Origin of the sequence: Rhizobium sp. BK181 (genome assembly GCF_014193305.1) — a bacterium.
In the GTDB taxonomy this organism is placed as follows: Bacteria; Pseudomonadota; Alphaproteobacteria; order Rhizobiales; family Rhizobiaceae; genus Rhizobium.
The window spans coordinates 1-26,646 of sequence record NZ_JACHZA010000031.1 but is presented as its reverse complement, the minus strand read 5'-3'; the positions used below and the strand labels follow the sequence as shown (position 1 = coordinate 26,646).

The following is a 26,646-nucleotide window of genomic DNA, read 5'->3' as shown; positions in this document are numbered from 1 at the left end:
CCTGCGCATGCGCAAAAAGTTTCCACCTGAAGGAACGGTGGACGATCATCGGACTGGAGGTAGGTTTGAGAGTGGTTGACCCAGTGGGCCTTCCACGCCGGTGCGACTGTATGGAAGACAAGCGTCTCTGGAAACGCAAAGGCCCCGCCGGAGAACAAGCGGGGCCATGCTGAAAGGGAAACAACGGTGACGTGCAAACCCTCCCTTTCGACGGTTCCAACAACGGTCGTTGGCTATTGCTCAGAGCATTGCCGGGCCTCCTTCGGCTTCACAATGCACCACAGCCCCGACGGCTGAACCCTCCCGTCACCGCCGTTTGCCCAGCAGGGGAAGTGAAATGCATCGAGCGCTCAATGGAAAAATGCCCCGCCTGAAACAAAAAAGCGGGCAGTTCAAGCGGCAGTTTCTGGAATGACGGGGAAGTGCGACCCCGTTCTTCCTGCGGCCGAACAATACACGTGCCCTTTTGTTCCAGGGATCCATGGCGCTCGGAGTTGCGTAGTCAAATGGCGGCGGACAAGCTCAGTATGACGCCGGTCGCCGTATTGAGCAGCACGAAGTGGTTATCGACCCTGACCCACTCTTGTCCGATGCCCGGTTCGTGCAAACCAAAACGGTGATAGTCCTTCACGCTGCTGTACCAGCGCCAATTTTGCATTGGGCGGCCTTTGTCCAGCCGGTACCCCCATTCGTCTGGCTCACGCCGTTGTTCTGCTTGTGAGTGGGAGACTGCCAGCATCATGCCGGCAATTGCGAAAGCGACAGGCTTCATCAGATATCCTCGTTCATTGGACGAGGGCAGCTAAGAGGCCATGCGGTTAACAGAGGCTTAATTTCGGGATGATGGTTTACAGTCACAGCACCTTCATCCCGGTTGTCTCCGAGTCGCCGGATCATGTCGGACTGATTTGCTGCAAAGGCGCATTGACGACCTCAACAAACTGACCGCGTTCCAGCCTCATCTCTTGCAAATGACAGAGAGCCTCATGAGCGCGGAGCGGACCGCGGACATCAAAACGCGGCTGTGTTCGAGCGTTGACTTTGATTCACGTGTGTGTTCAATGGTTTGGCGGGAGAGGATCAATTTTTGGCCATTGCGACAGACGTCATTTCGCAACTCGTTCGCGCCGCGAACGAGGTCGATAAGATTCAGCCTGACGAGTTCAGTGGGCTGATCTATCGGTCGATTGTTGTTATCCGGGACCTCCGCGAATCTGTCGGCATCCCAGGAAGCGGCACGCGGAGCGACGCCATTGTCTTGCTTTGGGCGCTTGCAAGGTCGGCACCCAGTCGAAGCAGGAGTGAACTTGGCGAGGCACTCCTCCAAGCCGCCGACATGATCCGCACGCTGCACATTGTCGCCGACAGCGGCGTCGCGATAGATCTAAAGGTCATGGAACACGTGGACTGAACAGTCCTTACATCAACAACTGGGTATAGGAATGTGAGCGCCCTTGGTATTGTCGACGAGGAAATGTATCTGCGGGCATCCGTCTCGTCCATTCTTTCGAAGGCAACGTCCCGTGCTCGTCTCGGGCCGCTGACTGGCAAATTTGTGGTTTGTCGATCTGCCCGGTGCTTTCCGACAGAATCTGGTTATGTCAGAAATTGCAGCAGCTGAAGAGATGGATTCGTAAGCCAGTGACGATCGGGTTTGCCCACGCCGAATTGATCGCCGTCCTTGTTGCCGTTACAGGCAACGAGCCACGTGTCATGACCATTCGCGCCGGCGAGGCATTGCCATCGGGGCCCTTCGAGATGGGTCATAGAACCTTGCAAAGCGGGTTGCGTGAATGGGTTCAGGACCAGACCGGTCATCCGGTCGGCTATCTGGAGCAGCTCTACACCTTCGCTGACCGCGACAGGAACAATGAGATCCTTGGCGGCAGGACGATTTCGATAAGCTACCTGGGCCTTGTGCATGAAGAGGCCGCTCGGGGTGGTGGTCGGCCTGGCTGGCAGGGCTGGTACAGCTATTTTCCCTGGGAGGACCGGCGGTCAGGGCGACCAGCCGACACGGATCGTATCGAAGCTCGTCTGACGGCATGGGCCGAGCGGGATCCGCACCGGCAACAGGACCGAATGCGTCGAGCACGTTTTGCCTTCGGGTTCGGCGGCGCGCGGTGGAATGAGGATCTTGTCTTGCAGCGGTACGAGCTCCTCTATGAAGCGGGTCTGGTCGCGGAGTCGGGTAGGGAGATGGATGCCAACGCCGGTCGGACAATGTTTGCCGATCATCGGCGTATCCTCGCAACGGCGATTGCGAGGTTGCGGGCAAAGATCAAGTATCGCCCCGTCGTCTTTGAGCTCATGCCCGAGAGCTTCACTTTGCTGCAATTGCAACGCAGCGTCGAGGCTCTCGCCGGGCTGACGCTCCATAAGCAGAACTTCCGGCGATTGATCGAACAGCAGGACCTTGTCGAGGAAACTGGCGAGAGGATGAGCGAAACGGGCGGCCGGCCCGCGAAACTTTTCCGTTATCGCCATGCTGTGCGTGAAGAGCGCGAGCTGTCCGGATCCAGGCTTCCCATTTCACGCGGTTGACATATGCTCAAAAGGAGAATATCTATTGCGTCCACGATATACTCATAGAGAGTATAAATTGGAGCATGCCATGAATCGCAACGTTTCCGCGTCCTCCCTTTATGAGCGCGTCCAGCGTGTTATTCCGAAAGCAGAGTGGATGTCGTTCGAAGACGACGTCGAGGCGATCCTCGATCTCAAGCGAAAACGCAACGCGGTCATCCTTGCTCACAACTATCAGACACCCGAGATTTTCCATGGTGTAGCCGACATCGTTGGCGATAGTCTCGCTCTTGCGCGCAAGGCCATCGACGTCGAGGCCGACGTGATCGTGCTGGCCGGCGTGCATTTCATGGCCGAGACAGCCAAGCTCCTCAACCCGGGCAAGACCGTCCTCATTCCGGATATGGGAGCTGGCTGTTCGCTTGCTGACTCGATCACGCCCGAGGACGTGGCGCTTTTGCGCAAGGCACATCCAGGCGTGCCTATCATTACCTACGTAAATACCTCGGCGGCCGTGAAGGCCGCGTCCGACATTTGTTGCACGTCGGGTAATGCGAAGCAGGTGGTTGAATCGCTCGGCGTACCGCGCGTGCTGATGATCCCAGATGAATATCTCGCTCGCAACGTCGCGCGTGAAACGGATGTCGAGGTGCTCGCCTGGCACGGTCACTGTGAGGTCCACGAGCTGTTTACGGCAGACGATGTCAGGCAACTTCGTGAAAACCACCCGGGCGTGACGGTTTTGGCACATCCGGAATGTCCGCCCGATGTCGTCGCGGCCGCCGATTTTGCGGGGTCAACTGCGGTCATGTCGGACTTCGTCGGACAGCGGCGCCCGGCTCGCGTTGTGCTGCTGACGGAATGCTCCATGAGCGACAATGTTTCCGTCCATCATCCTGATGTCGAATTCATTCGCCCTTGCAATCTTTGCCCGCACATGAAGCGGATCACCTTGGCGAACATCCGCACAGCCCTCGAGCAGAATCGCCACGAGGTCACTGTCGACCCGGAAGTAGCCGTCGCTGCAAGGCGGGCCGTTGAGCGGATGCTCGCCATATGATCGGGCGGTTCGACGATTTGAACGGCAAGGTCGTCGTCGTCGGAAGCGGCCTTGCCGGCCTCATGACAACCCTTACGCTTTCGCCGCAACCGGTCGTGCTCGTCACCCGTGGGGCAATCGGAGAACACACATCAAGCGCCTGGGCGCAGGGCGGGATCGCTGCAAGTCTAGGTAGGGATGACGGGGCCGATCTGCATCTCGTTGATACGCTCGCGGCCGGTGACGGCCTCTGCAATCCCTTAGTTGCCGCTGATATTGTCGCCGAGGGTCCGGCGGTCATTGCTAGTCTGGAGCGGGCAGGTGTCACGTTCGACCGGGACAGCTTAGGGCACCTGGTGCTGGGGCTCGAAGCAGCTCACTCCCGTCGCCGCATCGTGCATGCTTCCGGAGACGGATCAGGTGCGGCCGTCGTCGCCGCACTTCTTGAGGCCGTTGCGGCAACGCCCTCGATCACCGTTCTTGATGGGACCGAGCTGCGCTCCCTTCTGACATGTGATGGGACCGTCAGCGGCGTGGTCGTGTCCAGGGCTTCGCAGCTCACGGCCATCGCGACCAACCGGGTGGTGTTGGCGACCGGCGGGATTGGCGGCCTTTACGACTCCACGACCAATCCGGTCAGCAACTTCGGTCAGGGCATTGCATTGGCTGCGAGGGCCGGCGCAGTGCTTGCCGATATGGAATTCGTACAGTTTCATCCGACAGGACTCGATTCGGCGCGGCGTCCGCTTGCCCTTGTGAGTGAGGCGGTTCGGGGCGAGGGAGCAATCCTCCTCAACGACCGGGGAGAGCGCTTCATGTCGGGTATTGCTGGGGCGGAACTTGCGCCACGCGACGTCGTCGCGCGTGCCATCAGTGCCGAGCTGTCAAAGGGGCGACGCGTCTTCCTCGATGCTCGTGGGGCACTTGGCAATCGGTTCGCCACCCGCTTCCCGACCATCGATGCGCTATGCCGCGAGGCAGGCATAAACCCGGGCTCTGACATTATCCCCGTTCGCCCGGCCGTTCACTACCACATGGGCGGAATTGCAACCGATGCGAGGGGCCGGAGCTCGGTTTCGGGACTTTGGGTTGTCGGGGAGGCCGCGTCAACGGGTCTCCACGGAGCCAACCGTCTGGCAAGCAATTCCTTGCTCGAAGCCGCCGTCCTCGGCGTACGGGCCGCGCAAGATCTCAGCGGCACCGTCGAAGGGGCCATTCGACGGGTTCGATCGATGCCTCCTTCGCAGGCGCCGGACGCGTCTGCTGTAAGGGGTACCGTTTCGGCTAACCTCGGCGTCCTGCGCAACGCGGCCTCCCTTCGGACGGCGATTTCCACGCTGTTGCCGATCGCCGAAGGCACAACTTTAACAGCCGATCCGGCTATTGTCGCCCTGGCGATCGCCGTCTTCGCGATGCTTCGCGAGGAAAGCCGTGGCGCGCATGCTCGAACAGACTTTCCATCAAAGCTGCCGGCTGCAACCCGCCGGTTCATGACGCTCGCGGACATTCTTGATGCCGCGCATGCCAATATCCAGTCTTTTGCCAGGAGTGCCTGACATGTCCCTTGCTCCCTTGCCTCGTATTGTCATCGAACCGATGGTGCGCGCCGCGCTTATTGAAGATCTTGGGCTTGCCGGCGACGTTACGTCGGCTGCGGTCATCCCTGCGGACCACCAGTCGTCGTTCCTCATGGTCGCGCGGCAGCCCGGGACAATAGCTGGTCTTGATGCTGCGGAACTCGCGCTCCAGCTCGTCGATCCGACGATTGCAGTGACGCGGGAGGTGGAGGACGGTCGTCGGGTAAGTCCCGGTGATACGATCGCGACGATCAGCGGGCCGTCGCGCGGCATCCTGACCGGCGAGCGCACGGCGCTCAATTTTCTGGGGCATCTGTCAGGCATCGCGACGGTGACGGCGAACCTCGTTGACGCCGTTGCCGGGACAAAGGCGTCGATAGCATGCACCCGCAAGACGACGCCGGGGTTGCGCGCGCTGGAGAAGTACGCAGTTCGTGCCGGCGGCGGAATGAACCACCGTTTCGCCCTCCATGATGCCGTCCTCATCAAGGACAATCACGTTGCGATCGCAGGAGGTGTCGTCAACGCAATTCGACGCGCCCGCGCCGGCGTCGGTCACATGGTCAAGATCGAGGTCGAAGTTGATACGCTGGATCAGCTGCGCGAGGCCATGGAGGAGGGTGTCGATGCTGTCCTGCTCGACAACATGACGCCGTCACAACTCCGCGAAGCCGTTTCGATCATCGATGGGCGTGCCATTGCGGAAGCATCGGGGAGGGTTACGCCCGAAACCGTAGCGATGATCGCATCCTCGGGAATCGATCTTGTATCGGTCGGTTGGTGTACCCATAGCGCGCCGACGCTTGATATCGGACTGGATGCTCCACCCCAACAACTGAGCGGGCGACTGTCAAACGGGACGTCGGCGAGGGGATTCGCAGCCCTGTCCCTTACCTGTCGTCGGTAGGCAAGTTGACTGCAGGCCCATCCGCGAAGGGCCGCGACACTGACGACGCTGCCGCCGCTTCTGGGAAAGGCACGATCTGGCGGCGAGGACCGTGCGGTGGCGTTCGGAGATCCCGACTGTCAGCCGTGCTAGGATGAGGGCATGACCGTTGACGAAGACAAGATCGATGATGCTGTCCTGGCGCTCATGTGGCTCACCCTTCATGATGAACGGCGCGCGTGGAAGAGCTTCGACTGGGCGGTGACCGATCGCCTCTACAGGAAAGGACTGATCCACGATCCCGTAAACAAGTCGAAATCGGTATTCCTGACAGAGGAAGGGCTGGAGCGCTCGAGAGAATTGTTTCGGTTAATGTTCATGCGGAATCCGGAATAGCATCGGAGCCATTTCCTCAACGGCCCTTGCACGAGATATGTGGGCAGCTTCATCGGATGCTTGGAATACCTCCGGTCCTCGTCTATATTTCGAACAAAGATCTATAAGTATCTGAAAAGTTTTCGATAATGTGACTTGTTTGAAAGTCAGTGCGCGCCGCGATATCTCCGAGGGGCTTGATGCACTGATTGCACGATGACTTATTTGTCGGACGGGCAAAACTGCCTATTGCGAAACCGTGGGGTGTCACCGCATCTCTAGCGTAGACAGCGAAGAGAGGTCCTTCATTGCAGCTAAATCTGGTTGCCTCCCTACCCATGTATGACTGGCCCGAGGTCCGGGAAGAGACCAATGCACAATGGGAGCGACTTCGCGAGTCTCTTCGCTCGCGCGGCGTGACGGCGCCTGACCATCTTGCCCGAACCAACGGCGACCTTCCTCCGGTGCCGGGAGGCATCCTGGATGAGGCCGGCAAGGTCATCGCTTCCGATCCGGCAAATCTTCCCGCGGACGATCTCGATTTGAAAGGGCTCTGGTTACATCCCGGGCTTTTCCTCGCACAGGCATGCTGGGGACCGCTGGAGCGCGGTGTTGCGGATCATGTTCAGATCGTTGGTCAGCCGAGCTACGAAGGTATCGAGGGAGGTTGCGGTCCGTTCTACTCAAGCGCAATCATCATGCGTCGGGATGGACAAGACATATTGGTGTCGCCGGATGGTATCGCCCAAATTCCGATGAGTAAGCTGCGCGGACGCAGGCTTGCATTTAACGATCTCAGCTCCATGTCAGGCCTCCAAGCCCTGCTGTCTGACCTCGAGGCGATGGGAGAAACCATCGAGATCTTCTCTCAGCGCGTCCAGACAGGCAGTCACCGCCAGTCGATCGTAGCTATCGCCGAGGGGGGCGCAGATGTCGCTGCTATTGACTGCAAGACGCTTCTTCTGGCGAAGCGGTTTGAACCAGCGGCACGGGACGTCCAGGTCGTGGGATGGACGAAACCGCGTAAGGGACTGCCGTTCATTACCTCCCGGCACACTTCGGCGGAGGTTGTTGCATTGACGAGGGCGGTACTTGCACAGCTCGGATTGTGTGTCGACCCTGAGAGGAACCTCCCGTTTTAATCCGGCTAGACCAGAATTGGCCCGTGCAGCCCGATTTTCAACAGAACGTTTGAAAAGCCGGCGCGTTGATCGACCCCTCCGAGGTCGCGGACGCGATCTTCTTTATGCTCGCCAGGCCCCGTAACGTCACAATCCGTGACGTCGTGGTCCTGCCGAGCGCATTCGATATTTGAGGATGGATACCGGGGGACTGATGTATCATTCGTTTGGCTGCGATCAGTTACGCGACTGACAGCAGCCTCCGGTTCAAAGCAAGCCAAGTTGCACCACGCTCCGAGGAAAGAACGAAAAAAGGGCCGACGGAAAAACCGCCACCCATAATCTGTGAAGGTCAAAAACCTCCAGAGGTGAACAGCTGCTGCGGCGGAACTGGGAGGAAAGCCGCCATGTGCATCAGCCCTGATCGTTATGCCGCTTTTTTTGACCATTTGGAAAAAAAGTTTTGTGCAGAGCGGCTATGCAGTGGCCGCGGTGCTCGCCCAGGCAATAATCATTGCTGCCTTTGCGGGCCGCCCCGGCTGTTGCCGCCACAGTGTCCCGTCAACGCAGAGATCTAAGGCGCGGTAGCTAGCGACGATCCCGATCACCGCGAGCCCCGGTCAGTTTCGGAAACCCGAGTTTGCTCCAATGGATGTGGTTCGATTGCTTCGGGCGGGGTGTCGAGCGTCTGCGGGCGGCACGAAAAGACCGTCTTCCATATACAACTACGGCTGTTCTTCGAAGGTTTTACCTGTTCGTGCCTCCAGTCGATACCGGTTGCCGGGGTAGATAAGGCGAGCAGTGGAGACAACCTGTCGCCCGGACCATGTGCGGCGGCGAATTGCCAGGCACGGTTCGTTCTTAAGGATTGTCAACAGTTTGCATTCCCAGGATTGCGGCATTGCCGCCTCGACAATGTGTTCGGATCCGCTGAGTGGTGCAGCTGTGGTCAGATAGGCGTTGGGCGTCAGTGACTTGAAGTCCTGAGCCAGGTAGTCGGGCGCTGCTGCCGGGTTTACGAAGCGGTCCTCGATCTGGACTGGGACGCCGTTTTCGCTGTGCACGATCAGGGAGTGGAACACGGGTGCCCCGATATCGAGCTCGAGAGCGTCGGCTGTCTCCGGAGAGGCGGTTTCCCGCGCCAAAATTACCACGGATGCCTCGTGGGTATGGCCTCGCTCGGTGATTTCCTCGGCGATGTTACGAACTTCGAAGAGGGCGGAATAACCCTTGCGCTCAGCGACGAATGAGCCAACGCCCTGGATGCGGACAAGCTCGCCTTCACTAGCAAGCTCGCGCAGGGCGCGGTTGGCTGTCATCTTGCTTACGCCGAGTTCCGTCACGAGCTCGTTTTCGGAAGGGACGCGGTGCTTTGGGGGCCATTCGCCGCTATGGATGCGGTCGAGGATCATCTGCTTGACGCCGGCGTAGAGCGGTGCGGTATCGTTGTCCCGCTTCATCTCGCTTTGACGCTTCATTGGCTATTCCTTTCGCAGCGGCGGAATCCGCTCAGGCCGTCGACTTTCCACTTGCATAACACAAAATATCACATATGGTACCATATACAACCTCTCGAAAGATCGACCAGATCAAAGTCGACATCGGGCAAGCCGGCGAAGAACGGTATCGGACCGCAAGGTCAACAGTCACTTCAGAGGAGAATCAACCAATGACATTCCGCACGCTTCTTCTTTCTGGCGCTGTCGCGCTTTCTGCTTTTGCTGGTCCGGTCGCCGCCAAGGACTGGAAGGCTGCAACGATCACGTTGGAGGGTGCCTATGCGCCCTGGAACATGACCAATGCCGATGGCACGCTCGGCGGTTTCGAGCCTGAGCTTGCGAAGATCCTGTGCGAGCGCGCCAAGATCGAATGCACGCTCGTCGCCTCCGATTGGGACGGCATGATCCCGGCACTCAATGCCGGCAAGTTCGACGTCATCATGGATGCACTGTCGATTACCGATGACCGCAAGAAGGTCATTGGCTTCACGATCCCCTATGCTGCGACGCCCGCGGCCTTCGCAACCGCCAAGGATAGCCCGCTCGCCAAAGCAGCCGGAACCGGCGCGACGATCAAGATGGCGCCCGGCCAGACCGGCGTTAAGGAGGTCGATGCGCTGAAGGAAGCCTTCAAGGGCAAAACGATCGGCATTCAGGCGGCGACGGTCTATGCGAAGTTCGTCTACGACAATTTCGGCGACATCGCAGAAATCCGCGAATACAAGACCGGCGCAGACCGGGATCTCGACCTTCAGAACGGACGCATTGATCTCGGTTTCGACGATGCCGTCTATTTCGCCAATGCCTTCCAGTCCGCAAACGACAGCCTGACCTTCACCGGCCCTGAAATCGTCGGCCCGATCTGGGGCGAGGGCGAAGGCCTCGGCGTACGTCAGGCCGACACGGATCTCCGCGACAAGTTCAACGAAGCGATCAAGTCGGCGCTTGCCGACGGGACTGTGAAGCAGCTGTCGATGAAGTGGTTTAAGGTCGACGTCAGCCCGCAGAACTGATTTCCGGCAAGGCAGGACATCACGGTCTCCGGCCATGATGCCGGAGACCGCATGCTATTCTGACACCGCCGGGTTTGCGGCGGGCGCGGGGAACATGACATGGCAACACTGGAACTGATTGGATTCGGCTCGACCGGATGGGGTGCGCTTCTCCTGCTTGCAGCACTCATGACGTTGTGCGTGACTGCAAGCGCGCTGGCGATCGGAGCTGTGCTGGGGGCGATCATCGCTGCCGCAAAACTCTCTGGAAAAGCGGCTCTCGTTACCCTCGGCAACGTCTATACGACCGTTTTTCGCGGCGTGCCCGAACTCTTGATCATCTATCTGATCTACTTCGGGGGCTCGTCCGCCGTCACCTCGATCGGCAAGGCCATGGGCTATGAGGGCTTCCTGGGCATGCCTTCGTTTCTCGCCGGTGCGCTCGCGGTCGGCATCATATCGGGCGCCTACCAGGCAGAGGTGTTTCGCGGGGCATACCTTGCCATTTCCAAAGGTGAACTGGAAGCGGCCAACGCCATCGGCATGAACAGCAGCCTTCGGTTTCGCCGGGTCATCATCCCGCAAGTGCTGCGTTTTGCCGTCCCAGGCCTTGGAAACGTGTGGCAGCTCAGCCTCAAGGATTCGGCACTGATATCGGTGACGGGTCTCGCCGAACTGATGCGCACCAGTCAGGTCGCGGCTGGTTCGACGCGGCAGTATTTCCTGTTTTTCATTGTCGGCGGCATCCTCTATCTCGTCCTGACGAGCCTCTCCGACCGCATCTTCAATGGCGCCGAGCGGCGCGCCAATCGCAGCATGCCGACAGCGGCCATGGGAAAGGCGTGAGGTGACATCATGGACTTTGCTTTTCTCCTCCAGACAATGACAACCCTGCTCAAGGCCGTTCCGATGACCTTGGCGCTGTTTTCTCTGTCTGTCTTTGTCGGTGGTCTTCTTGCGCTGCTGATCGTGTGGATGCGTGTCGGCGGCAACCCGGTACTCTCCGCATTTGCAAAGGGCTACATCTTCGTCTTCCGCGGCTCGCCGCTGTTGATCCAGATGTTTCTCGTCTTCTACGGCCTTGGCCAGTTCGGGTTCATCCGCTACTCCTTCCTGTGGCCGTTCCTGCGAGAGCCGTTTGTCTGCGCCGTACTGTCTCTTGCGCTTTGCACCGCGGGCTACTCGGCCGAGATTTTCCGCGGAGGAATTCGCGCCGTCTCGCCACGCGAGATCGAGGCCGCCCGCTCGATCGGAATGTCCGGCGCTCTGCTCGTTCGCCGCATCCTGGCGCCAATTGCATTCCGGCACGCGCTCCCGGCCTATTCCACCGAGATCGTCCTGATGATGAAGTCGACAGCGCTTGCAAGCCTTGTGACGGTCTGGGAGGTGACAGGCGTGGCACAGCGTCTGATCTCGCAAACCTATCGCACGATGGAGGTGTTCCTCTGTGCGGCCATCATCTACCTCGTTCTCAACTTCATCATCCTGCAGGCAATGTCCCTGCTCGAATATTCGCTCTCGCGTCATCGTCGTGCGGTTCCGCCGGCGCTGAAGGCCTGAGAGACTGAACGGACACGATTGGAGCTTCCATGCCAGGCGTTACCCGACTTTCCGTCCGCAACATCCGCAAGAGCTTCGGTACGCACGAGGTCCTGAAGGGCATCTCGCTCGATGCTCAGGATGGCGACGTCATCTCCTTGCTCGGGGCCTCGGGCTCCGGCAAATCCACCTTCCTACGTTGCATCAACCTCCTGGAGACGGCAACCGATGGCGAGATCTGGGTCGACGGTGAACAGATCCGGATGATCCACAAGGGCGGCACGAGCCGTCCTGCCAGCCAGAAACAGGTCGATCATATTCGATCGGAACTCGGAATGGTGTTCCAGTCCTTCAATCTGTGGTCACACATGACGATCCTGCAGAACGTCATCGAGGGGCCGGTGCATGTGCTCAAACGCCCTCGGTCGGAGTGCATTGCCGAGGCGGAGGTCCTGTTGAAGAAGGTCGGAATAGCCGACAAGCGGCACGCCTATCCTGCGCATCTGTCCGGCGGCCAGCAGCAGCGTGCCGCCATTGCCCGTGCGCTTGCGATGAAGCCGAAGGTCATGCTGTTTGACGAGCCGACCTCGGCTCTCGACCCGGAGCTTGTTGGCGAGGTGCTGCGGGTCATGCGCTCTCTGGCGGAGGAGGGCATGACCATGCTTGTCGTCACGCACGAAATGAGCTTCGCCCGCAACGTCTCCAATCGCGTCGTCTTCATGAAGGAAGGGCTGGTCGAAAGCAGCGGTACGCCCGACGAGATGTTCGGCGGGAGCGCAACCCCGGCTTTTCGCCAGTTCATCGGTCATTTCGGGACAGGGCAATGACTGTTGTCGTCGAGACCTGCATCGGCTGGCGTGACGTTGCGCGCGTCGCGAACGGGGAGGCGCTTGCATTGTCTCCTTCCGCCTTGGCACGTGTGGAGAGTGCCAGCCGGATCGTCGAGCGGATCGTCGAGACCGGCGTGCGTGCCTACGGCATCAATACCGGCGTCGGTGCCCTGTCGGATACAGTTGTCGACCGCAGCTCGCAGAGCCGCCTGTCGCGCAACATCGTCCTCAGTCACGCCTGTGGTGTCGGCGAGCTCCTGGCGCCACGGGAGGTTCGAGCGATCCTGGCGGCTCAAATTGCAAACTTCGCTCACGGCCATTCGGGCGTCAGGACTGACATCCTCCGGTATCTGACTGCCTTCCTGGATCATGATCTCATTCCGGACGTGCCCTCGAAAGGCTCGGCCGGATACCTGACGCACAATGCCCACACCGCACTCGTTCTGATTGGCGAGGGAAGCGCAAAGGTGAGGGGCAAGACCCTGAAGGGTGGCGAGGCGCTTAGCGCCATTGGCCTTGCACCGCTCGTGCTTCGCGCCAAGGAGGGGCTCAGCCTCGTCAACGGCACGGCTTGCGCGACCGGCCTGGCAAGCGTTGCCCTCTCACGGGTCCTCCACCTGCTTGACTGGGCAGATGCGGTTGCCGCGCTGACCCTCGAGGCCGCCGGATGCCAGATGGCTGCCTTCGACGAAACCGTGCTGGCCCTGCGTCCGTCGCGCGGCATCGCCGAGGTTGGTGCATCGTTGCGCCGTCGGCTGGCTGGCAGCGGCCTGGTAACGGCTGCCCTTGGCAAGCGAACCCAGGATGCCCTCAGCCTGCGCTCGGTCCCACACGCGCATGGCGCCGCCCGCGACGTCTTTGCCAATGCGTCAGATGTCGTCGATCGCGAACTTGCCTCGGTGACCGATAATCCGGCTATCTCGGGCACGCCTGACGACCCGGTGGTTTCGTCCGAGGCGCACGCCGTCGCGCCCGCTCTTGCGCAGGCATGTGATAGCCTTGCGATTGCCATCGCCCAGATATCGGCAATGAGCGAGCGCCGTATGGACCGGCTCGTCAATCCGCTTGTCAGCGGTCTGCCGCCGTTCCTGGCAAGGGACGCCGGCAGCAATTCGGGTTTCATGATCGCGCAATATACGGCCGCCGCACTCAGCAACGAGAACCGCAGGCTGGCGGCACCCGCTTCCACCGACGGCGGCCTGACGTCAGGTCTGCAGGAAGATTTCCTTGCTCATCCCACTGCAGCGGCAAACAAGCTTCTGCAGGTCATCGACAACGCCGAGTATGTCGTCGCAATCGAACTGATGGCGGCTGCCCAGGCACACGATTTTCTTGAGCCGACCGCAAACCGGGCCAAGGGGACCGAGGCAATCCATCGCACAGCGCGCAAGGTCGTTTCGAACTATGGTGACGATCGTCCCCTGGCCGGTGACATGGAAGCCCTTCGAATGCTGATCCGCACCGAAGCGCCTCCGGATATGATTTAGGAAACGGATATGACAGCTCTATTCGATGTAGCCGTGATCGGCCTTGGTGCCATGGGATCTGCCACGCTCTCCTTTCTCGCCGAGCGGGGCGCCAAAACGATCGGCATCGATGCCTTTTATCCGGCTCATGCGCTGAGCTCGTCCCACGGAGACAGCCGCCTCATCCGGCTTGGCTATTTCGAGGATCCGTCCTACGTTCCGTTGCTGCGGCGCGCCTATCGAAACTGGAACGTGCTTGAAGCACGGCTTCGGGCGGAAATCCTGACAATCACCGGCGTCCTCCAGATTGGCGCAAGCGACAGCAAGATCGTGTCAGGAACCCGTGCGTCCTGCCAGATGCACGGCCTGGCGCACCAGATCCTCGACAAGGAGGAAATGAACAGACGATTTCCCGCCTTCCAGCTCGATGACGAGGAGATCGCGGTCCTCGATCCGCAAGGCGGCTATCTCCGGCCGGAACTGGCGGTCATGGGCTACCTCAAGCTTGCGGCACAGGATGGTGCTGTCCTTCATTTCGGGGAACGTGTGATTGCAATCGAACCTGACGATGTGGGCGTGACGATCCGCTCCGCAGATGGTCAGTATCGCGCCAGGAAGGTCGTGGTTGCCACCGGGTCGTGGATCGCCGAGCTTGTTCCGGAGTTGCGAACACTGGCGACCCCGATCCGCCAAGTGGTCGCATGGTATCAGCCGAAGGATGGCTTCCTGACCCAGCCGCAGCGCATGCCGTGTTTCCTGCGAGACGAAGGGGCGGAGGGCTCCTTCTTCGGATTTCCCGCAATCGGGGTGGACGGGGTGAAGATCGGCCGGCACGCCCATTTCCGTGAGCCGATCGATCCCAACCAGCAAAATCCGCCGGTGAACGACAGAGATACGGCGCTCCTTGACGGCTTCGTCGGTAAGCGCGTGCCCGGAGCGGCCGGTCAGCGCGTGAACACGGTGACCTGCCGTTACACCATGCTTCCCAGCGAGGATTTCCTGCTAGATCTTGCTCCGGGCAATCCGAATGTGGTGGTCGCCTCGCCCTGCTCGGGACACGGTTTTAAGTTCACGAGTGTGGTCGGCGAAATTCTTGCCGACCTGGCGCTTCAGGGGGAAACCGGTCTTCCCGTTTCTGCCTTTTCCTTCAAGGCCCTTAACCGCTTCGTGGCTACCGGCAAAGCCGGGTCTGGGGCAGCGTCAGTTTAGGCGCAGTCCGCTCTCGGCGTCAAAGAGGTGGATTGCCTCTGCGGCGAAGGATAGCGTCAGCCGCTGGCCGTTTTCCAACAGGGTGCGCGGCGGCAGGCAGGCCATGATCCGCTGCGTTCCAGCAAGGGCGGTCACCACAAGTTCCGGGCCGGTCAGCTCGGCGACCTCGCATGTCGCCTCGATCGTATGCTCGCACGAGCCGGGTCCAAATGCTTCCGGACGAATCCCCGCAATCAGCTTCATGCCGTCGCCTGGCTTCGTTTCAAGTCCGCGCGGAATGGGCAGCACCATGTCGCTGCCGTCGACCTGAAGCTCGCTGCGGCGTGCGGTAACACGCAAAAGGTTCATCGGTGGTGCGCCGACGAAGGTGGCGACATAGAGGGTTGCCGGTCGGTCGTAGATTTCGGATGGCGACCCGAGCTGCTCGATCCGCCCGTCACGCATCACTGCGATGCGGCTGGCAAGCGTCATCGCCTCGATCTGGTCATGCGTTACGTAGACGACCGTTGTCTTAAGCATCTGATGCAGGCGCTTGAGTTCGGTTCGCATCTCCATGCGCAGCTTCGCATCAAGATTGGACAGTGGTTCGTCAAAGAGGAAGACCTCCGGTTTGCGCACCAGCGCCCGGCCGATTGCCACGCGTTGGCGCTGGCCCCCCGACAGCTGGCTTGGCTTTCGCTCGAGCAGGCTTTCGATCTGCAGCAACTTCGCGGCATCGCGTACCGCACGGTCGCGCTCCTCTCCCGGAACTTTGCGCATTTCCAGACCGAAACCGATATTGCGGTGCACGGTCAGGTTGGGATAGAGGGCATAGGACTGGAAGACCATGGCGATGTCGCGGTCCTTCGGATGCACTCCAAGGACGGAGCGGCCGCCGATGCGGACGTCGCCGCTCGTTGCCTCAGCCAATCCGGCAAGGATGTTGAGCAGGGTGGACTTTCCACAGCCTGACGAGCCGAGCAATACCAGAAATTCACCGCTTTCGAGCGCAATGTCGATGCCCTTTAGCGTTTCGACATCGCCGTATGTTTTGCGGATGTTTTTGATTTCGAGCGCACTCATTGAGCCATGTCCTTGGATGCGGGTTCGCTGCCGTAGCTGCGTGGAAGGGTGGAAATGGCCCGAGAGGCAACCTGTGTCCCCATGTCTAGGCAGGCGGCAAGCGGCATCCCTCTCGTCAATGCCGCAAGAAAGCCGGCATTGAAGACATCACCGGCACCAATCGTATCGACGACCGTGACGATCGGGGCGACCACCGAGATGCATTGTCCGTCGGCTCCGATGGCAAGGGCGCCATCCGCGCCGCGCTTGACGACGACGATCGCACCATCTGGCATATGGGATCGGAGTTCGGCGGCTGCCTGCGCGGGATTGTCGAGGCCGGAAAGCGTGGTCGACTCCACCTCGTTGAGAAGCGCGATCGCACAGCGCGATAGCCAGCGTCGCGTGGCATCGCAGTTTTCGCTGGTCCAACCGTCGAGCGGCCAGCCTGTGTCGAGGGCAACGTCGATCCGATGCGCGTCCGCCCAATCGAAGAAGGCCTCGTAGTCCCGTGTCAGGTCCTCCGTCAGGAACGATCCGCAAAGCAGCAGGCAGCCTCCGGCGAGCCGCGTGCCATCGAGAACTGAAAGGACATCGGACAGGCTGAGGCGTGGGAGGTGACCGCGGGTCGTGAAGAAGGTGCGCTCGCCGTCGGGATGGGTGATGCCGACCGAAAGCGTCGTCTGCTCCGGGCGAACCGGCCAGTTAAGGGCGCGCTTCCCGAAAGTCTCGCTGAGCCATTTGCCGAACTGGTCATTGCCGACATTTGCGGCAATTTCGAAGGGAATGCCGAGCCCGTCCCAGGCAAGGGCGCTGTTGCCGGCTGCACCGCCGACACGCAATTCGTCATGGTCGACGATGATTTCGGTACCCGCCTTCGGCCAGGGTGCGGCTGGGCCAAGGATGAGGTCGACATTGACATTTCCGACGACGGCAAGAGGGCGCATCATTCGCTCCGGGTGATCTTGGTCGAGCGCACCGGCGTGCCGGCGTTGTCAACACGGGCGTCGGCGAAGGCAATCATCAGACGCTGGGCAGTAGGCAGCATCGCAAAGATTGCGGCAAGACCGGATGCAGGTTTGAAGCCGATGGTGACCGCACCCGGAACAGGGTCGTCTCCAGAAGCGTCGAAGATGACAACGGGTGCACCGGTCTCGACGACTGATACGGCCATGGCTGTCACCAGAGCGGCCGTGCTGTCCTGTCCCCTGAAGAGAACGACGCCGATCGCCGGGTCGAGCATCTCCATCGGTCCGTGCCGCAACTGCCCGCCCTCCAGTGAAAAGCAGGGTCGACGGGAGAGTTCGGTCAGGCCGAGCGCCAGCGCCTCTGCGAGGCCCTGCAGCCGCCGGCCCGAGGTAACGACCGTAGCCACCCGGCTCAAGGCGGTAAGGGCAGGATCTATGCTTGGCGCTTCCGGTGCGGTAAGTGCAGCGAGCGCTGCGGCGGGATCCTCGCCAAGGGCAGCCAGCACCGCAAGATGAAGGGCAAACGAGACCGTCAGGCTGCGCGTTGCAGCAAAGGCGAGTTCCGTTCCACCGGCGCCGACAAGGGACGTTGCGGTGCGGGCCAGGAAGGATCCGTCCTCGAGCGTCAGCCCGAACGTGTCCGGGCTGCCCCCGGTTTCCGAGAACCAGCGCACGACCTCGGCGCTCTCGCCCGATTGAGAGGTGATGATGACGGTTCTGCCGTCAAGCGTCAGCGGCTGCCCGAGCTGCTCAGACAAAGGCAGGGCGATCGCATCGATGCCGATCACCCGGTAGAGCGGCTCGACAGCGCGCCCAACCGCATGTGATCCGCCCATGCCGAGGAGGAGGAGCCTTCCGGTTTTCTTCAACGATGCGGCGATGGCCTCTGCGGCCTCCCTGGCGCCATGAAAGGAGGCGAGGGCGTCGGAATGCTGGCGTTCCATCTCGCGATTGATCGCAATCAGGCCGATGGGTCGTGTCGTTTCCATGGTGTTTGTCATCCCTTGACGCCGCCGCTTGTCAGCCCGGAAATCAGGGCGCGTTGCATGATGAGACCGACGAAAACTGGTGGCAGGGCGGCGAGCACACCGGCAGTTGCGATCAGGCCGTAATCCGAGACACGACCACCTGCCAGATCGGCGATGGCGACCGTGAGTGTCTTGGCGCGCTGGTCGGACGTGAAGAGAAGCGCGTAGAAGAATTCATCCCAGCCGAGCAGGAAGGCAAAGAGTGCGGAGGTTGCGACCACCGGCATGGCAAGCGGCAGCGTGATGATCTTCCAGGTCTGGAGCAGGCCTGCACCGTCGATCATCGCCGCGGCTTCGATCTCCTTGGGAATGGAATCGAACCCGGATTTCATGAGCCACGTTGTGAACGGCGCAAGGATCGTGAGATAGACGAGTGCAAGGCCAAAAACGTTGTTCAGCATGCCGAGATGGGCAAGACCCATGTAGAGCGGTACGGCAAGCGCAACGGGTGGCAGCATGTAGGTGGCGATCACCATTGAAAGCGACCATCCGACGGAGGGCGTGCGCGATACCGCCCAGCCCGCCGGAATGGCAAGTGCAATCGCCGCGATCGTTGCTATGCCAGCAACCTCGATGCTGTTCCTCAGCGACGCGGTGAACGCCGCGCCGGCGCTGTTTTCGAGAGTCGACAAAAGCACGCCGTACCGCGAGAAATCAGCTGACTGCGGCCACCAGCGTAGCGGCTTGGCGGAAAGATCGGCAGCCGGCGAAATGCTCATGACAAAGAGCCACAGGACAGGCGCCAGGATGACAGCGGCAAGCAGCAAGGCACAGGCATGGATGAAGATTGAGAAACATAGGCTCTTGCGTTCCATCAGGCAGCACTCCCGGCAGTCTTGCGCACCAGCGCCGCATAGGCGAGGGCAAGCAGCGTCACCAGCAGTGTGACGATCAGTGCGAGTGAAGCACCAGAACCGGCCCGCTGGAACGAGAAGGCTTCCTGGTAGACCAAGATCGAGAGCGTTCTCGTGCTGTTGGCGGGGCCGCCGCGTGTCATCACCCAGATGATGTCGAACACCTTAAACGCCTCGATCGTCCGCAGAACCAGGGCGACCATCAGCGGGCCGGCGAGATAGGGCAGGATCACGAAGCGAAAACGCGCAAAAGCGCCGGCACCATCGACGAGCGAGGCAGCCGTGATATCGCGGGGTACAGCCTGCAGGGCGGCAAGCGCGATCAGGGCCACCAGGGGGAAATTCTTCCAGCAGTCAGCGACAATCAGTGCGGCAAGCGCCGTTCCCGGTTCTCCGAGCCACGAGCGATAGGTATCGATGAGGCCGATCTGCGTCAGCGCCGCGTTGAGGGCGCCATATTCCGGATTATAGATCAGTCGCCAGAGTGTTGCGTTCACGACTGTCGGCAGTGCCCAGGGCAGGATCATCAACGCGCGCAACACGGCCCGTCCCTGGAAATCCTGGTTCAGTAGGAGTGCCGCAAGAACGCCGATCACCATCTCGGCGGCAACGGAGATGACCGCAAACCAGGTGGTCGTTATCAGTGTCCGCTGGAAATTCGAGCCGGACATCATCTTCACATAATTTTCGATGCCGACGAAATTGCCGGCCGTGCCGACAAGCTTGGCGTCTGTAAAGGAGAGACCGACGGTGTCGACCAAGGGCCATCCGATGACGGCGATCATCACGACAAGAAGCGGCAACATCAAAAGCCACGCGCGGGTCGTCATCCAGGTGCCGGACATCGGGCGTCTCTCAATTCATCGGATTGGCAAGGTGAAGCCAGGCGGCATGTGCCGCCTGGGTGTCGCTATCGGTCAGAGACCACTGTTTTCGGCAGCCGATTTCAGGGCATCTTCCGGCGAGGACTGGCCGAGAAGAGACTCCTGGATCGCCTGCTGGAGTGCCGTAGATAGCTCCTGGTATTTCGGCGTGGTCGGGCGCGGATACATGGCGGCGAGACCGATCTTGGCCGCAGAGATCAGTTCCTCCTGACCTTTCGTGACAGCTGGGTCATCATAGGAGGATGCCCAGATCGGCAGGCTGAGCTTTGCGAACTGGTTCTGCGTTGCCTGGGAAGTCATGAAGGCCACGTACTTCCAGGCCTCATCGGGATGCTTACTTGCTGTGGTTACGCCGAGGCCCATCGAGCCGTTGACTGCCGATGCTTCGCTCTTGCCGGCCACGCCCGGAGCTGGGACGACGCCGACCTTGCCTGCGACCTTGCTGTCCTTCGGGTCATTCGCCATGTTGTACATGTAGGTCCAGTTGAGCGCGAAGGCGGCATCGCCGTTCTGGAAGACCTTGCGGACGTCTTCTTCGAGAAATTCCTTGGAATTCGGATTTGTCAGCCCGGACTTGTAGCTGGCGACCATGTAGTTCAGCGCATCTAGACCGCCGCCATTCTGGAAGGCCGGCTTGCCGTCCTTCAGGAAATCACCCTTGTAGGCGCTGACGAGCGTAGTATAGTCGCAGATCGCGGCTTCCGCCTGCGACCAGCTCCAGGCGATTGGCGTTGCAAGAAGGCCCTTGTCCTTGATGGTCTTTGCCTGCTCGGTCAGTTCGTCCCAGGTCTTGGGCGGCGCCTTGATGCCGGCTTTCTCAAGAATTTCCTTGTTATAGAAGAGGTACTTCGTGTCTAGGATCCACGGCATGCCGTAGTATTTTCCGTCATACTGGACCGTTGTCCGTGCGCCGGGGAGGACACCTTTCTTCATGTCGTCGGTTATGCGCGACGTGACGTCGACGAGGACCTTGTTGGTTGCATATTCAGCTGGCCAGATCACGTCGAAGAGGACGACATCATAGCCACCGCCGGACCCTTGGGCGAGCACGGTCTTGTCATGCAGGCCTTCATAGGGGACGAATTCGAGATTGACCTTGACGTCCGGGTTTGCCTTGGAAAAGGCATCGGTCATGGAGCGAACATCGGCTTCGCTATAGGCCGCCTGCGCCATGAAGAGCGCGTTGATCGTGGTTTCGGCAAAGGCATGCGGCGCGAAGGACGCGCCGATCAGTGCAGCGCCAAGCATCGTCTTATGTAGTGACTTCAACATTCCAGCCTCCAGTTTTTGACATTCACCGTTTTCCAAGGGCGGCCGTCGCCGCCATCAGCATTCGAACAGGCGCCGGCGAAGCGGCTGCCAGGTGCGGAGCGTCGTCAGAGCATGTCGCTCTCTGCGTTCCCCGGAACTCTGTGGTTCCTTATTAAGTCAATTCTCTTGACTTATTTGTTCTTCAATATTCTACTGCTGTCAAGAGGAAATCAGGATGAACGATGCGCGGCCCATAAGGGCAAAGAGTGGGACAAATCATGAAGGCACCAGCGCCCATAACAGACGAGTGCTGATGGATGCGCTGCGGATGAACGGGGCCCTGTCGCGGGCCGACCTTTCTCGCGCGACGAAGCTCACGAAACAGACCATCTCCAATATCATCGACGAACTCGAGGAGGAGGGACTGGTAAGCGCGCTGGATGCGGTTCGCAAAGGCAGGGGACAGCCATCGACACCCTATACACTGGTCCCGGAAGGTGCGTTTGCGATCGGACTGCAGATCGATCGGCACGTGACGCGGGCCGTCGCCGTCGATCTCGTCGGCAGCGTGCTCGCCCGAGCCGAAGCAAACTTGCCACCCATTGGTCCCTCCGGCGGTGTCGCGGTCATCTTGAAGCTTATCGAGAGAGTTCGCCTCGATCTTGCTGATATATTTGAACAATCAGAACGTCGTCTGGTTGGCCTCGGAGCCGCCATGCCCGGGCCGTTCGGCATCGATGCCGCCGTCGACGATCCGTGGATGATGGCGGCATGGCAGGCATTCCCGCTGATCGAGACGCTTTCCACAGGCACTGGCCTAAGTGTTCGCCTGCAAAACGATGCGGCCGCATGTGCAACTGCGGAGCGCATGGTCGGTGCTGCGAACGGGCTTGATCATGCCGTTTGCCTCTACCTGGGCTACGGCATCGGAGCCGGGCTCATTCTGGGGGGGGAGCTTTATAGCGGCGCCAACGGAAATGCCGGCGAGATCGGCATGGCCCTGCTTTCGGCGAGCGGCAGCCCGACTCCGCTCGAGCATCGCGCTTCGCTCGCGTCGCTCTACCAGCATCTGGGGATCGACCCGGCGGACACAGGCGTTTACGCGACGATTAACGCGCTGGCGCAAACGGACGACGCGAGAATTGAGAGCTGGATCGAAGAAGCCGTGATGGATCTGCGCTGGAGCATCCATCTGATCGAAACCATCTTCGACCCGCAGACCGTCATACTTTGCGGAGGGGCACCGGAAGCCCTCGCGCAGCGCCTGGTCGCGGCTGTGCATCCACTTACGCCGTCCCTCGCAGACCGGCGGGACCGGACCATTCCGCGGTTTCAACTCGGAATGACGGATTCATGGGCCGTCGCACGCGGTGCGGCCGCCGATCCCATCAGTCGCGCGTTCGATCCGAGCTTTGCGGCCATCCTGAAGGAATCGCTTTAGGATCAAGCCTCGCCAGGGGTACAACAGCCGGGCACCTCCGCCATTCACCAAATTCGGGGTCTTTTTTGCCTCATCGTTGCTGGGCCGGAGACTTGGCGATAACACAAAAAAGAAACCCGGTGCCATAGGCATCGGGTTTCCTTCGACTGCAGTTGAGGGGGGCGCAGTCAAATGCAACGGGCGTTGCGCCAAAAGAACTCGCGTCCTCCGCATTGGTTCCAAAATAAAAACGATCTCTTGCAACAACAGCATCCTGGGTGCCCGTCGGGCGAGGGCGGAACGGGAGACCGGTCTTGCTCTCCCCTCTGCCGAAGTCGGATAGCACAGATGCAGGTTGATCGCCTTTGGGGCCTTGCCGCTGCGATCCGGCTCGGTCGTAGGAAACCTGTTGCCCGTACCGTAATTCATAAAGGCCTGCGGCCGGAAGGCGGTTACGTGCACAAAGACATCTCTATCGCCGCCAATCTGGCTTGATGGAACCGAAGCCCTTGGCGGAATTGAAAAACTTCGCAGTGCCCTTGGCCATAGATCCTCCCATAGTTGAGCGAATGCTCGGTTTACGGTTGCGCAAGCGAAATCGCAGGGTCTGGAAGTGCCGGAGCCTCACGACATTGGAACGACGAGGAACGGATGACAACAAGAGTTTCCACGAATGTTCGCAGTTCAATCGTCCAACGCAGCAGTTCGTTCGAATGCCTTTGCCGACATTGCGTCCATCGTCGCGACGACCATTGCCTGCTAGCCGGAGATGGACGGCGCCTCTATCAAGGTCACTGAGGATGGCGGAGTTCTCATGCTCGAGGGGGAAGGCGCTATCGGCCCTGCCCTAGCCAGCGATATCGCAATGAGAAATATCGGCACGCGGTTCTTCAACCTTATCAGTCCATTATAGGCGTTTGTTTCGACTTTACTAGCGCGCTCTCTGACGCGTCTTTGGCGCGGGGCTGTGGGTCTGGCTCACCGTGGACGAGGGACGCTCAATAAGGTTTGAGACCGTCACCCTCCGGACCACGTGAAAGGATGATCGAGGTGTCCTGCCAGATGCGAAATCCACCGAAAAACGCGAGACGGTTGTCGCCTCTGATGCAGCCGCTGGGGAGTTCGTCAAGCTCATCGATCTGGCCTCCGCCGATCACAATGTAGTCGGGCAGCAAAGCGGCCTGAAGCCGTGCGACAACATCGAAAACGGACTCCTTCCACTTCTTGTGGCCGCGTCGAACGAGACCTCGCTTCCCAACATAATCCTCGAATGTTAGCTGCTTTCTGTAGGGCAAGTGTGCGAGCTCCAGCGGTTGAGCCACGCTTTCCATCACCATGGCCGATCCCAGGCCTGTTCCGAGGCCGAGAAACAACAGCCGCCCGCCCTTGTAGCTTCCTATTGCCTGCATAAGGGCGTCGTTGACGAGCTTGACTGGCTTTCCGAAAGCCTGGGAGAAATCAAAACCTTTCCACCCTGGCCCGAGGTTCGCGGGTTCCAGCGACGGACGGTTGTTGCGAACGGGACCCGGGTAACCGATCGATAGCACGTCATAGTCGATATCTTTCGCCATCAGCTTGATGGCATCGACCGCCTGCCGGGCTGAGAGTGCCGGTCCAGACCTGGTTTTTCGCTCTTCCACACCATGGGCAAGAATCTTCATGTTGTTGCCGCCGATATCAACGGCAAGAATCCGACGGTCAATGGTTTCGATGTGGCTCGTCATGCTCGCCCTTTTTACTTACCCGGCTTACTTAGATAACGCTCATCGGCGTTTGATAAAGGGGCCGTCATCCCCAAAAAAAACGACATGCAAAAGTCAAAGTGCGGTGGCCCGGAACGGGCGTCGGCGCTATGCGGATGAGAGCGAAGACACGGCAAGGCATGGCACTCGCCTGAGCCACTCTCACACTCTGGATATGGAAAAATCGTTGACAGCACCGCGCTTGGCCGAAACATTGGCTCGGGCAACCGCTGGCGCGGGTTGCTGAAACAGCACTTTCCGAGGAGTAAACTACACTCCGCCATTCGATCTCAGCCAAAATTGAAGCCTTTAGCCGGTCTGGTGAACCATCTTAGACACCAGGACGCTTGCAAGCATTACCCAAGGGGATGGAAATGACAGCAGATGAACGCATGATGTCACAGATGACCAGCAAGAAGGGCTTCATCGCCGCCCTTGATCAGAGCGGTGGGTCCACGCCGGCTGCGTTACGACTCTATGGCATCGCTGACTCCAACTACAGCGGCGAGGAGGAAATGTTTCGACTCATGCATGCGATGCGTGTGCGCATCATGACAGCGCCCGCCTTCACCGGTGACAAGATCATCGGGGCCATCCTGTTTGAAAGGACGATGGATGGAGATGCCGGTGGAAGGTCCGTCCCGTCGTTCCTGTGGGAGGATCGCGGCGTCGTCCCATTTCTGAAGGTCGACAAGGGACTGTCTGCCGAGGAGAACGGCGTTCAAGTCATGAAGCCGATGCCCGATCTCGACGCGCTCCTGGCCCGTGCCGTGAAGAAGGGAATTTTCGGAACGAAGATGAGGTCCGTGATTGCTCACGCTGACCGGGCGGGGATCGCTGCCGTAGTGAAGCAGCAATTTGATGTAGCTCGGCAGATCATCGGTCACGGACTTGTTCCGATCATAGAGCCGGAAGTGTCGATCAAAAGCCCCACCAAGGGGGAAGCGGAGGAGATCCTGCGCGAAGAGCTCGCCCGGGGACTCGACGCGCTTCCAGTGGGCGAGCGGGTGATGATCAAGCTCACCATTCCGACCGTTTCCGATTTCTACAAACCGCTTATCGACCACAGGTCGGTTGTTCGGGTGGTGGCCCTTTCTGGTGGCTACAGTCGCGCAGATGCATGCGAGAAGCTCACCCACAACCACGGCATGATTGCGAGCTTCTCACGAGCTCTGACAGAAGATCTTCGAGACTCGATGAGCGACAAGGAGTTCGACGCGAGCCTCGCAAGGACGGTCGACGAAATTTACAGCGCGAGTGCGTCCACAATCTGAATTGCCAATGTCACAAGCTTGAGCCACGAAAAAGGGGCAGCGGGAGATGTGCCGTCGCCGGTCGGCCTCCGTTCAATATCGGTCACCGGTCCGAGGCAGGTGCACGATCAGAACTGGCGGTCGCTGGGGGCAGGGCGATTGTCTCGCCTTGATGTTTTGAATCTTCGCCAAACGCCGCTTCGCCAATAGAGCCGCCACGTCAGACCACTCCTGACGCACGAGATTTCTACGTCCGGAAAAAAGGCCGGCACCTCCCTCGGCACCGACCTCTTCGATCTGTCTCAATGGCAACTTCCAGTACATCCGTGGTCAATTGTTTGCCGCGTCTCGAAACGTTACGTTGTTCAGTCCGAAGGCACGTTAAAGTTGACCTACCAAAAATGTCGGGCAGGACTTTTACATTGAATAGGACCACTGGCCCGGCGAAGATTTCTTCAAGCTTGCCCCGGCGCTGCGATCTCTGGACTGTTCGTTAGGAGACGAACAACTTCCGCGGACAGCTCGGCTACGTCATAAACTATAGCTGCTCCGTGGGCGCTAGTTGCCGTTGTGACGATCTGTGTTCGATGAGGTAGCGCAACCAATGACACCACCTGGTCGGGGTTTATGAAGACAGGCATCGATGCTTGCCCATTCAATGTCAATCGCACAAGCTTCATTGACGCTCTCCGTTCAAGAGTGATCTCGCGCAATAAACGCAACACTTCAATTTGAGTTCACCCCAAGCCCGGCGCAGGTTTATAACCTTTTCGGCGCCTTTCGGTACGTCAGCGCACACAGGGGGATGGTGCCCCGATGGGGCGGAAACAATCTTGAAATGGTGGAGAGGCCCGTCTTTCGCGGTGGCAACGACTTCTCATCCGGCCACTGGACAGGCCAAGGATTGCCGACGGCCGATGCTGAGGATCCCTTGAAACTTTTCCTGGAAGTCCAGTGGCAGAACATCGCGCATCGTAATCGCAGCGGCGCGGGAGTGCCAGGCTAAGCAGCTGCTGATGACAATTCCAGGCATTGGCGCCGTCACGGCCGTCTCCTAGGCCGTCGACTCATAAACTCTGACACCAGATCCTTGCCGCGACGAGTTTGACCGCTGCGAGATAGTTTTCCGGGCGCTTGTCGTAGCGA

The 26,646-nt window shown here is 59.8% G+C and carries 24 protein-coding genes and 3 pseudogenes; 16 read left to right on the top strand and 11 right to left on the bottom strand.

The features are described from left to right. Positions 1-502: 502 nt before the first annotated feature. Complete coding sequence (locus FHT77_RS30360) at positions 503-772, bottom strand: RcnB family protein (protein ID WP_183759187.1); 270 nt, start codon at positions 770-772, stop codon at positions 503-505. Positions 773-1,087: 315 nt separating this feature from the next. Between FHT77_RS30360 and FHT77_RS30355 the strand changes: the two genes are divergently transcribed. The 8 genes and pseudogenes from FHT77_RS30355 to FHT77_RS31840 form a co-directional block, all read left to right on the top strand. After that, the gene (locus FHT77_RS30355; RefSeq protein ID WP_183759186.1) at positions 1,088-1,411 is read left to right on the top strand and encodes a hypothetical protein; all 324 of its coding nucleotides are present in this window, start codon (positions 1,088-1,090) and stop codon (positions 1,409-1,411) included. Between the two features lie 230 nt (positions 1,412-1,641). Further along, positions 1,642-2,544, top strand: coding sequence for an NrtR DNA-binding winged helix domain-containing protein (locus FHT77_RS30350; protein WP_183759185.1), 903 nt, complete (start codon positions 1,642-1,644; stop codon positions 2,542-2,544). A gap of 70 nt (positions 2,545-2,614) precedes the next feature. Continuing rightward, positions 2,615-3,586 (top strand): quinolinate synthase NadA, encoded by a 972-nt coding sequence (nadA, locus tag FHT77_RS30345; RefSeq protein ID WP_183759184.1) that lies wholly within the window; start codon positions 2,615-2,617, stop codon positions 3,584-3,586. Further along, positions 3,583-5,121, top strand: coding sequence for an L-aspartate oxidase (locus tag FHT77_RS30340; protein WP_183759183.1), 1,539 nt, complete (start codon positions 3,583-3,585; stop codon positions 5,119-5,121). Before nadA ends, FHT77_RS30340 begins: the two co-directional genes overlap by 4 nt. Position 5,122: 1 nt before the next feature. After that, entirely contained in the window at positions 5,123-6,049 is a 927-nt protein-coding gene (gene nadC, locus FHT77_RS30335; RefSeq protein WP_405049543.1) for a carboxylating nicotinate-nucleotide diphosphorylase, read from the top strand. A gap of 141 nt (positions 6,050-6,190) precedes the next feature. After that, positions 6,191-6,424, top strand: a complete 234-nt coding sequence (locus FHT77_RS30330; protein WP_183759182.1) for a DUF6429 family protein — start codon at positions 6,191-6,193, stop codon at positions 6,422-6,424. Positions 6,425-6,741: 317 nt separating this feature from the next. Further along, complete coding sequence (locus FHT77_RS30325; protein ID WP_183759193.1) at positions 6,742-7,545, top strand: PhnD/SsuA/transferrin family substrate-binding protein; 804 nt, start codon at positions 6,742-6,744, stop codon at positions 7,543-7,545. 53 nt (positions 7,546-7,598) lie between these two features. Further along, positions 7,599-7,718, top strand: a pseudogene (locus FHT77_RS31840) (glucose dehydrogenase); the annotation flags it as partial. Between the two features lie 531 nt (positions 7,719-8,249). On the opposite strand, the gene hutC reads toward FHT77_RS31840, so the two are convergent. Then, positions 8,250-9,002 carry a histidine utilization repressor gene (gene hutC, locus FHT77_RS30315; protein WP_183759181.1) on the bottom strand — a complete coding sequence of 251 codons (753 nt, stop codon included), beginning with the start codon at positions 9,000-9,002 and terminating at the stop codon, positions 8,250-8,252. A 191-nt stretch (positions 9,003-9,193) separates the two neighbouring features. Here hutC and FHT77_RS30310 point away from each other — a divergent pair, with 191 nt between their 5' ends. The 6 genes from FHT77_RS30310 (at position 9,194) to solA (ending at position 15,059) form a co-directional block, all read left to right on the top strand. Next, on the top strand, positions 9,194-10,036 hold the full coding sequence (locus FHT77_RS30310) for a transporter substrate-binding domain-containing protein (protein ID WP_183759180.1): 843 nt from the start codon (positions 9,194-9,196) through the stop codon (positions 10,034-10,036). Positions 10,037-10,135: 99 nt separating this feature from the next. Then, a complete protein-coding gene (locus FHT77_RS30305) occupies positions 10,136-10,861 on the top strand; it encodes an ABC transporter permease (RefSeq protein WP_183759179.1) in 726 nt (241 codons plus the stop codon). A gap of 9 nt (positions 10,862-10,870) precedes the next feature. Further along, a complete protein-coding gene (locus FHT77_RS30300) occupies positions 10,871-11,575 on the top strand; it encodes an ABC transporter permease (protein ID WP_183759178.1) in 705 nt (234 codons plus the stop codon). Positions 11,576-11,604: 29 nt separating this feature from the next. Further along, positions 11,605-12,381 (top strand): ABC transporter ATP-binding protein, encoded by a 777-nt coding sequence (locus FHT77_RS30295; protein WP_183759177.1) that lies wholly within the window; start codon positions 11,605-11,607, stop codon positions 12,379-12,381. Beyond that, on the top strand, positions 12,378-13,871 hold the full coding sequence (gene hutH, locus FHT77_RS30290; RefSeq protein ID WP_183759176.1) for a histidine ammonia-lyase: 1,494 nt from the start codon (positions 12,378-12,380) through the stop codon (positions 13,869-13,871). The genes FHT77_RS30295 and hutH overlap by 4 nt, the downstream gene beginning before the upstream one ends. A 9-nt stretch (positions 13,872-13,880) precedes the next feature. After that, positions 13,881-15,059, top strand: a complete 1,179-nt coding sequence (solA, locus tag FHT77_RS30285) for an N-methyl-L-tryptophan oxidase (RefSeq protein WP_183759175.1) — start codon at positions 13,881-13,883, stop codon at positions 15,057-15,059. On the opposite strand, the gene FHT77_RS30280 is transcribed toward solA, so the two are convergent. The 6 genes from FHT77_RS30280 to FHT77_RS30255 all read right to left on the bottom strand — a co-directional run bounded on the left by FHT77_RS30280 (position 15,051) and on the right by FHT77_RS30255 (position 21,106). Continuing rightward, the gene (locus FHT77_RS30280; RefSeq protein ID WP_183759174.1) at positions 15,051-16,121 is read right to left on the bottom strand and encodes an ABC transporter ATP-binding protein; all 1,071 of its coding nucleotides are present in this window, start codon (positions 16,119-16,121) and stop codon (positions 15,051-15,053) included. The genes solA and FHT77_RS30280 overlap by 9 nt on opposite strands. Beyond that, on the bottom strand, positions 16,118-17,047 hold the full coding sequence (locus tag FHT77_RS30275; protein WP_183759173.1) for a PfkB family carbohydrate kinase: 930 nt from the start codon (positions 17,045-17,047) through the stop codon (positions 16,118-16,120). Before FHT77_RS30275 ends, FHT77_RS30280 begins: the two co-directional genes overlap by 4 nt. Next, positions 17,047-18,069 carry an SIS domain-containing protein gene (locus FHT77_RS30270; RefSeq protein ID WP_183759172.1) on the bottom strand — a complete coding sequence of 341 codons (1,023 nt, stop codon included), beginning with the start codon at positions 18,067-18,069 and terminating at the stop codon, positions 17,047-17,049. The genes FHT77_RS30275 and FHT77_RS30270 overlap by 1 nt, the downstream gene beginning before the upstream one ends. Next, the gene (locus FHT77_RS30265; protein ID WP_183759171.1) at positions 18,066-18,911 is read right to left on the bottom strand and encodes a carbohydrate ABC transporter permease; all 846 of its coding nucleotides are present in this window, start codon (positions 18,909-18,911) and stop codon (positions 18,066-18,068) included. Before FHT77_RS30265 ends, FHT77_RS30270 begins: the two co-directional genes overlap by 4 nt. Next, positions 18,911-19,795, bottom strand: a complete 885-nt coding sequence (locus tag FHT77_RS30260) for a carbohydrate ABC transporter permease (RefSeq protein WP_183759170.1) — start codon at positions 19,793-19,795, stop codon at positions 18,911-18,913. The genes FHT77_RS30265 and FHT77_RS30260 overlap by 1 nt, the downstream gene beginning before the upstream one ends. A 72-nt stretch (positions 19,796-19,867) precedes the next feature. Next, positions 19,868-21,106, bottom strand: coding sequence for an extracellular solute-binding protein (locus FHT77_RS30255; RefSeq protein ID WP_183759169.1), 1,239 nt, complete (start codon positions 21,104-21,106; stop codon positions 19,868-19,870). Positions 21,107-21,320: 214 nt separating this feature from the next. Here FHT77_RS30255 and FHT77_RS30250 point away from each other — a divergent pair, with 214 nt between their 5' ends. After that, a complete protein-coding gene (locus FHT77_RS30250) occupies positions 21,321-22,526 on the top strand; it encodes an ROK family transcriptional regulator (protein WP_183759168.1) in 1,206 nt (401 codons plus the stop codon). 330 nt (positions 22,527-22,856) lie between these two features. Here FHT77_RS30250 and FHT77_RS31835 read toward each other — a convergent pair. Both FHT77_RS31835 and FHT77_RS30245 read right to left on the bottom strand, forming a co-directional pair. Beyond that, positions 22,857-23,052, bottom strand: a pseudogene (locus FHT77_RS31835) (cold-shock protein); the annotation flags it as partial. 451 nt (positions 23,053-23,503) lie between these two features. After that, a complete protein-coding gene (locus FHT77_RS30245) occupies positions 23,504-24,229 on the bottom strand; it encodes an ROK family protein (protein ID WP_183759167.1) in 726 nt (241 codons plus the stop codon). Between the two features lie 392 nt (positions 24,230-24,621). On the opposite strand from FHT77_RS30245, the gene FHT77_RS30240 reads away from it, so the two are divergent. Beyond that, a complete protein-coding gene (locus tag FHT77_RS30240; protein ID WP_183759166.1) occupies positions 24,622-25,521 on the top strand; it encodes a fructose bisphosphate aldolase in 900 nt (299 codons plus the stop codon). Positions 25,522-26,567: 1,046 nt separating this feature from the next. On the opposite strand, the pseudogene FHT77_RS30235 reads toward FHT77_RS30240, so the two are convergent. Beyond that, positions 26,568-26,646, bottom strand: a pseudogene (locus FHT77_RS30235) (IS5/IS1182 family transposase); the annotation flags it as partial.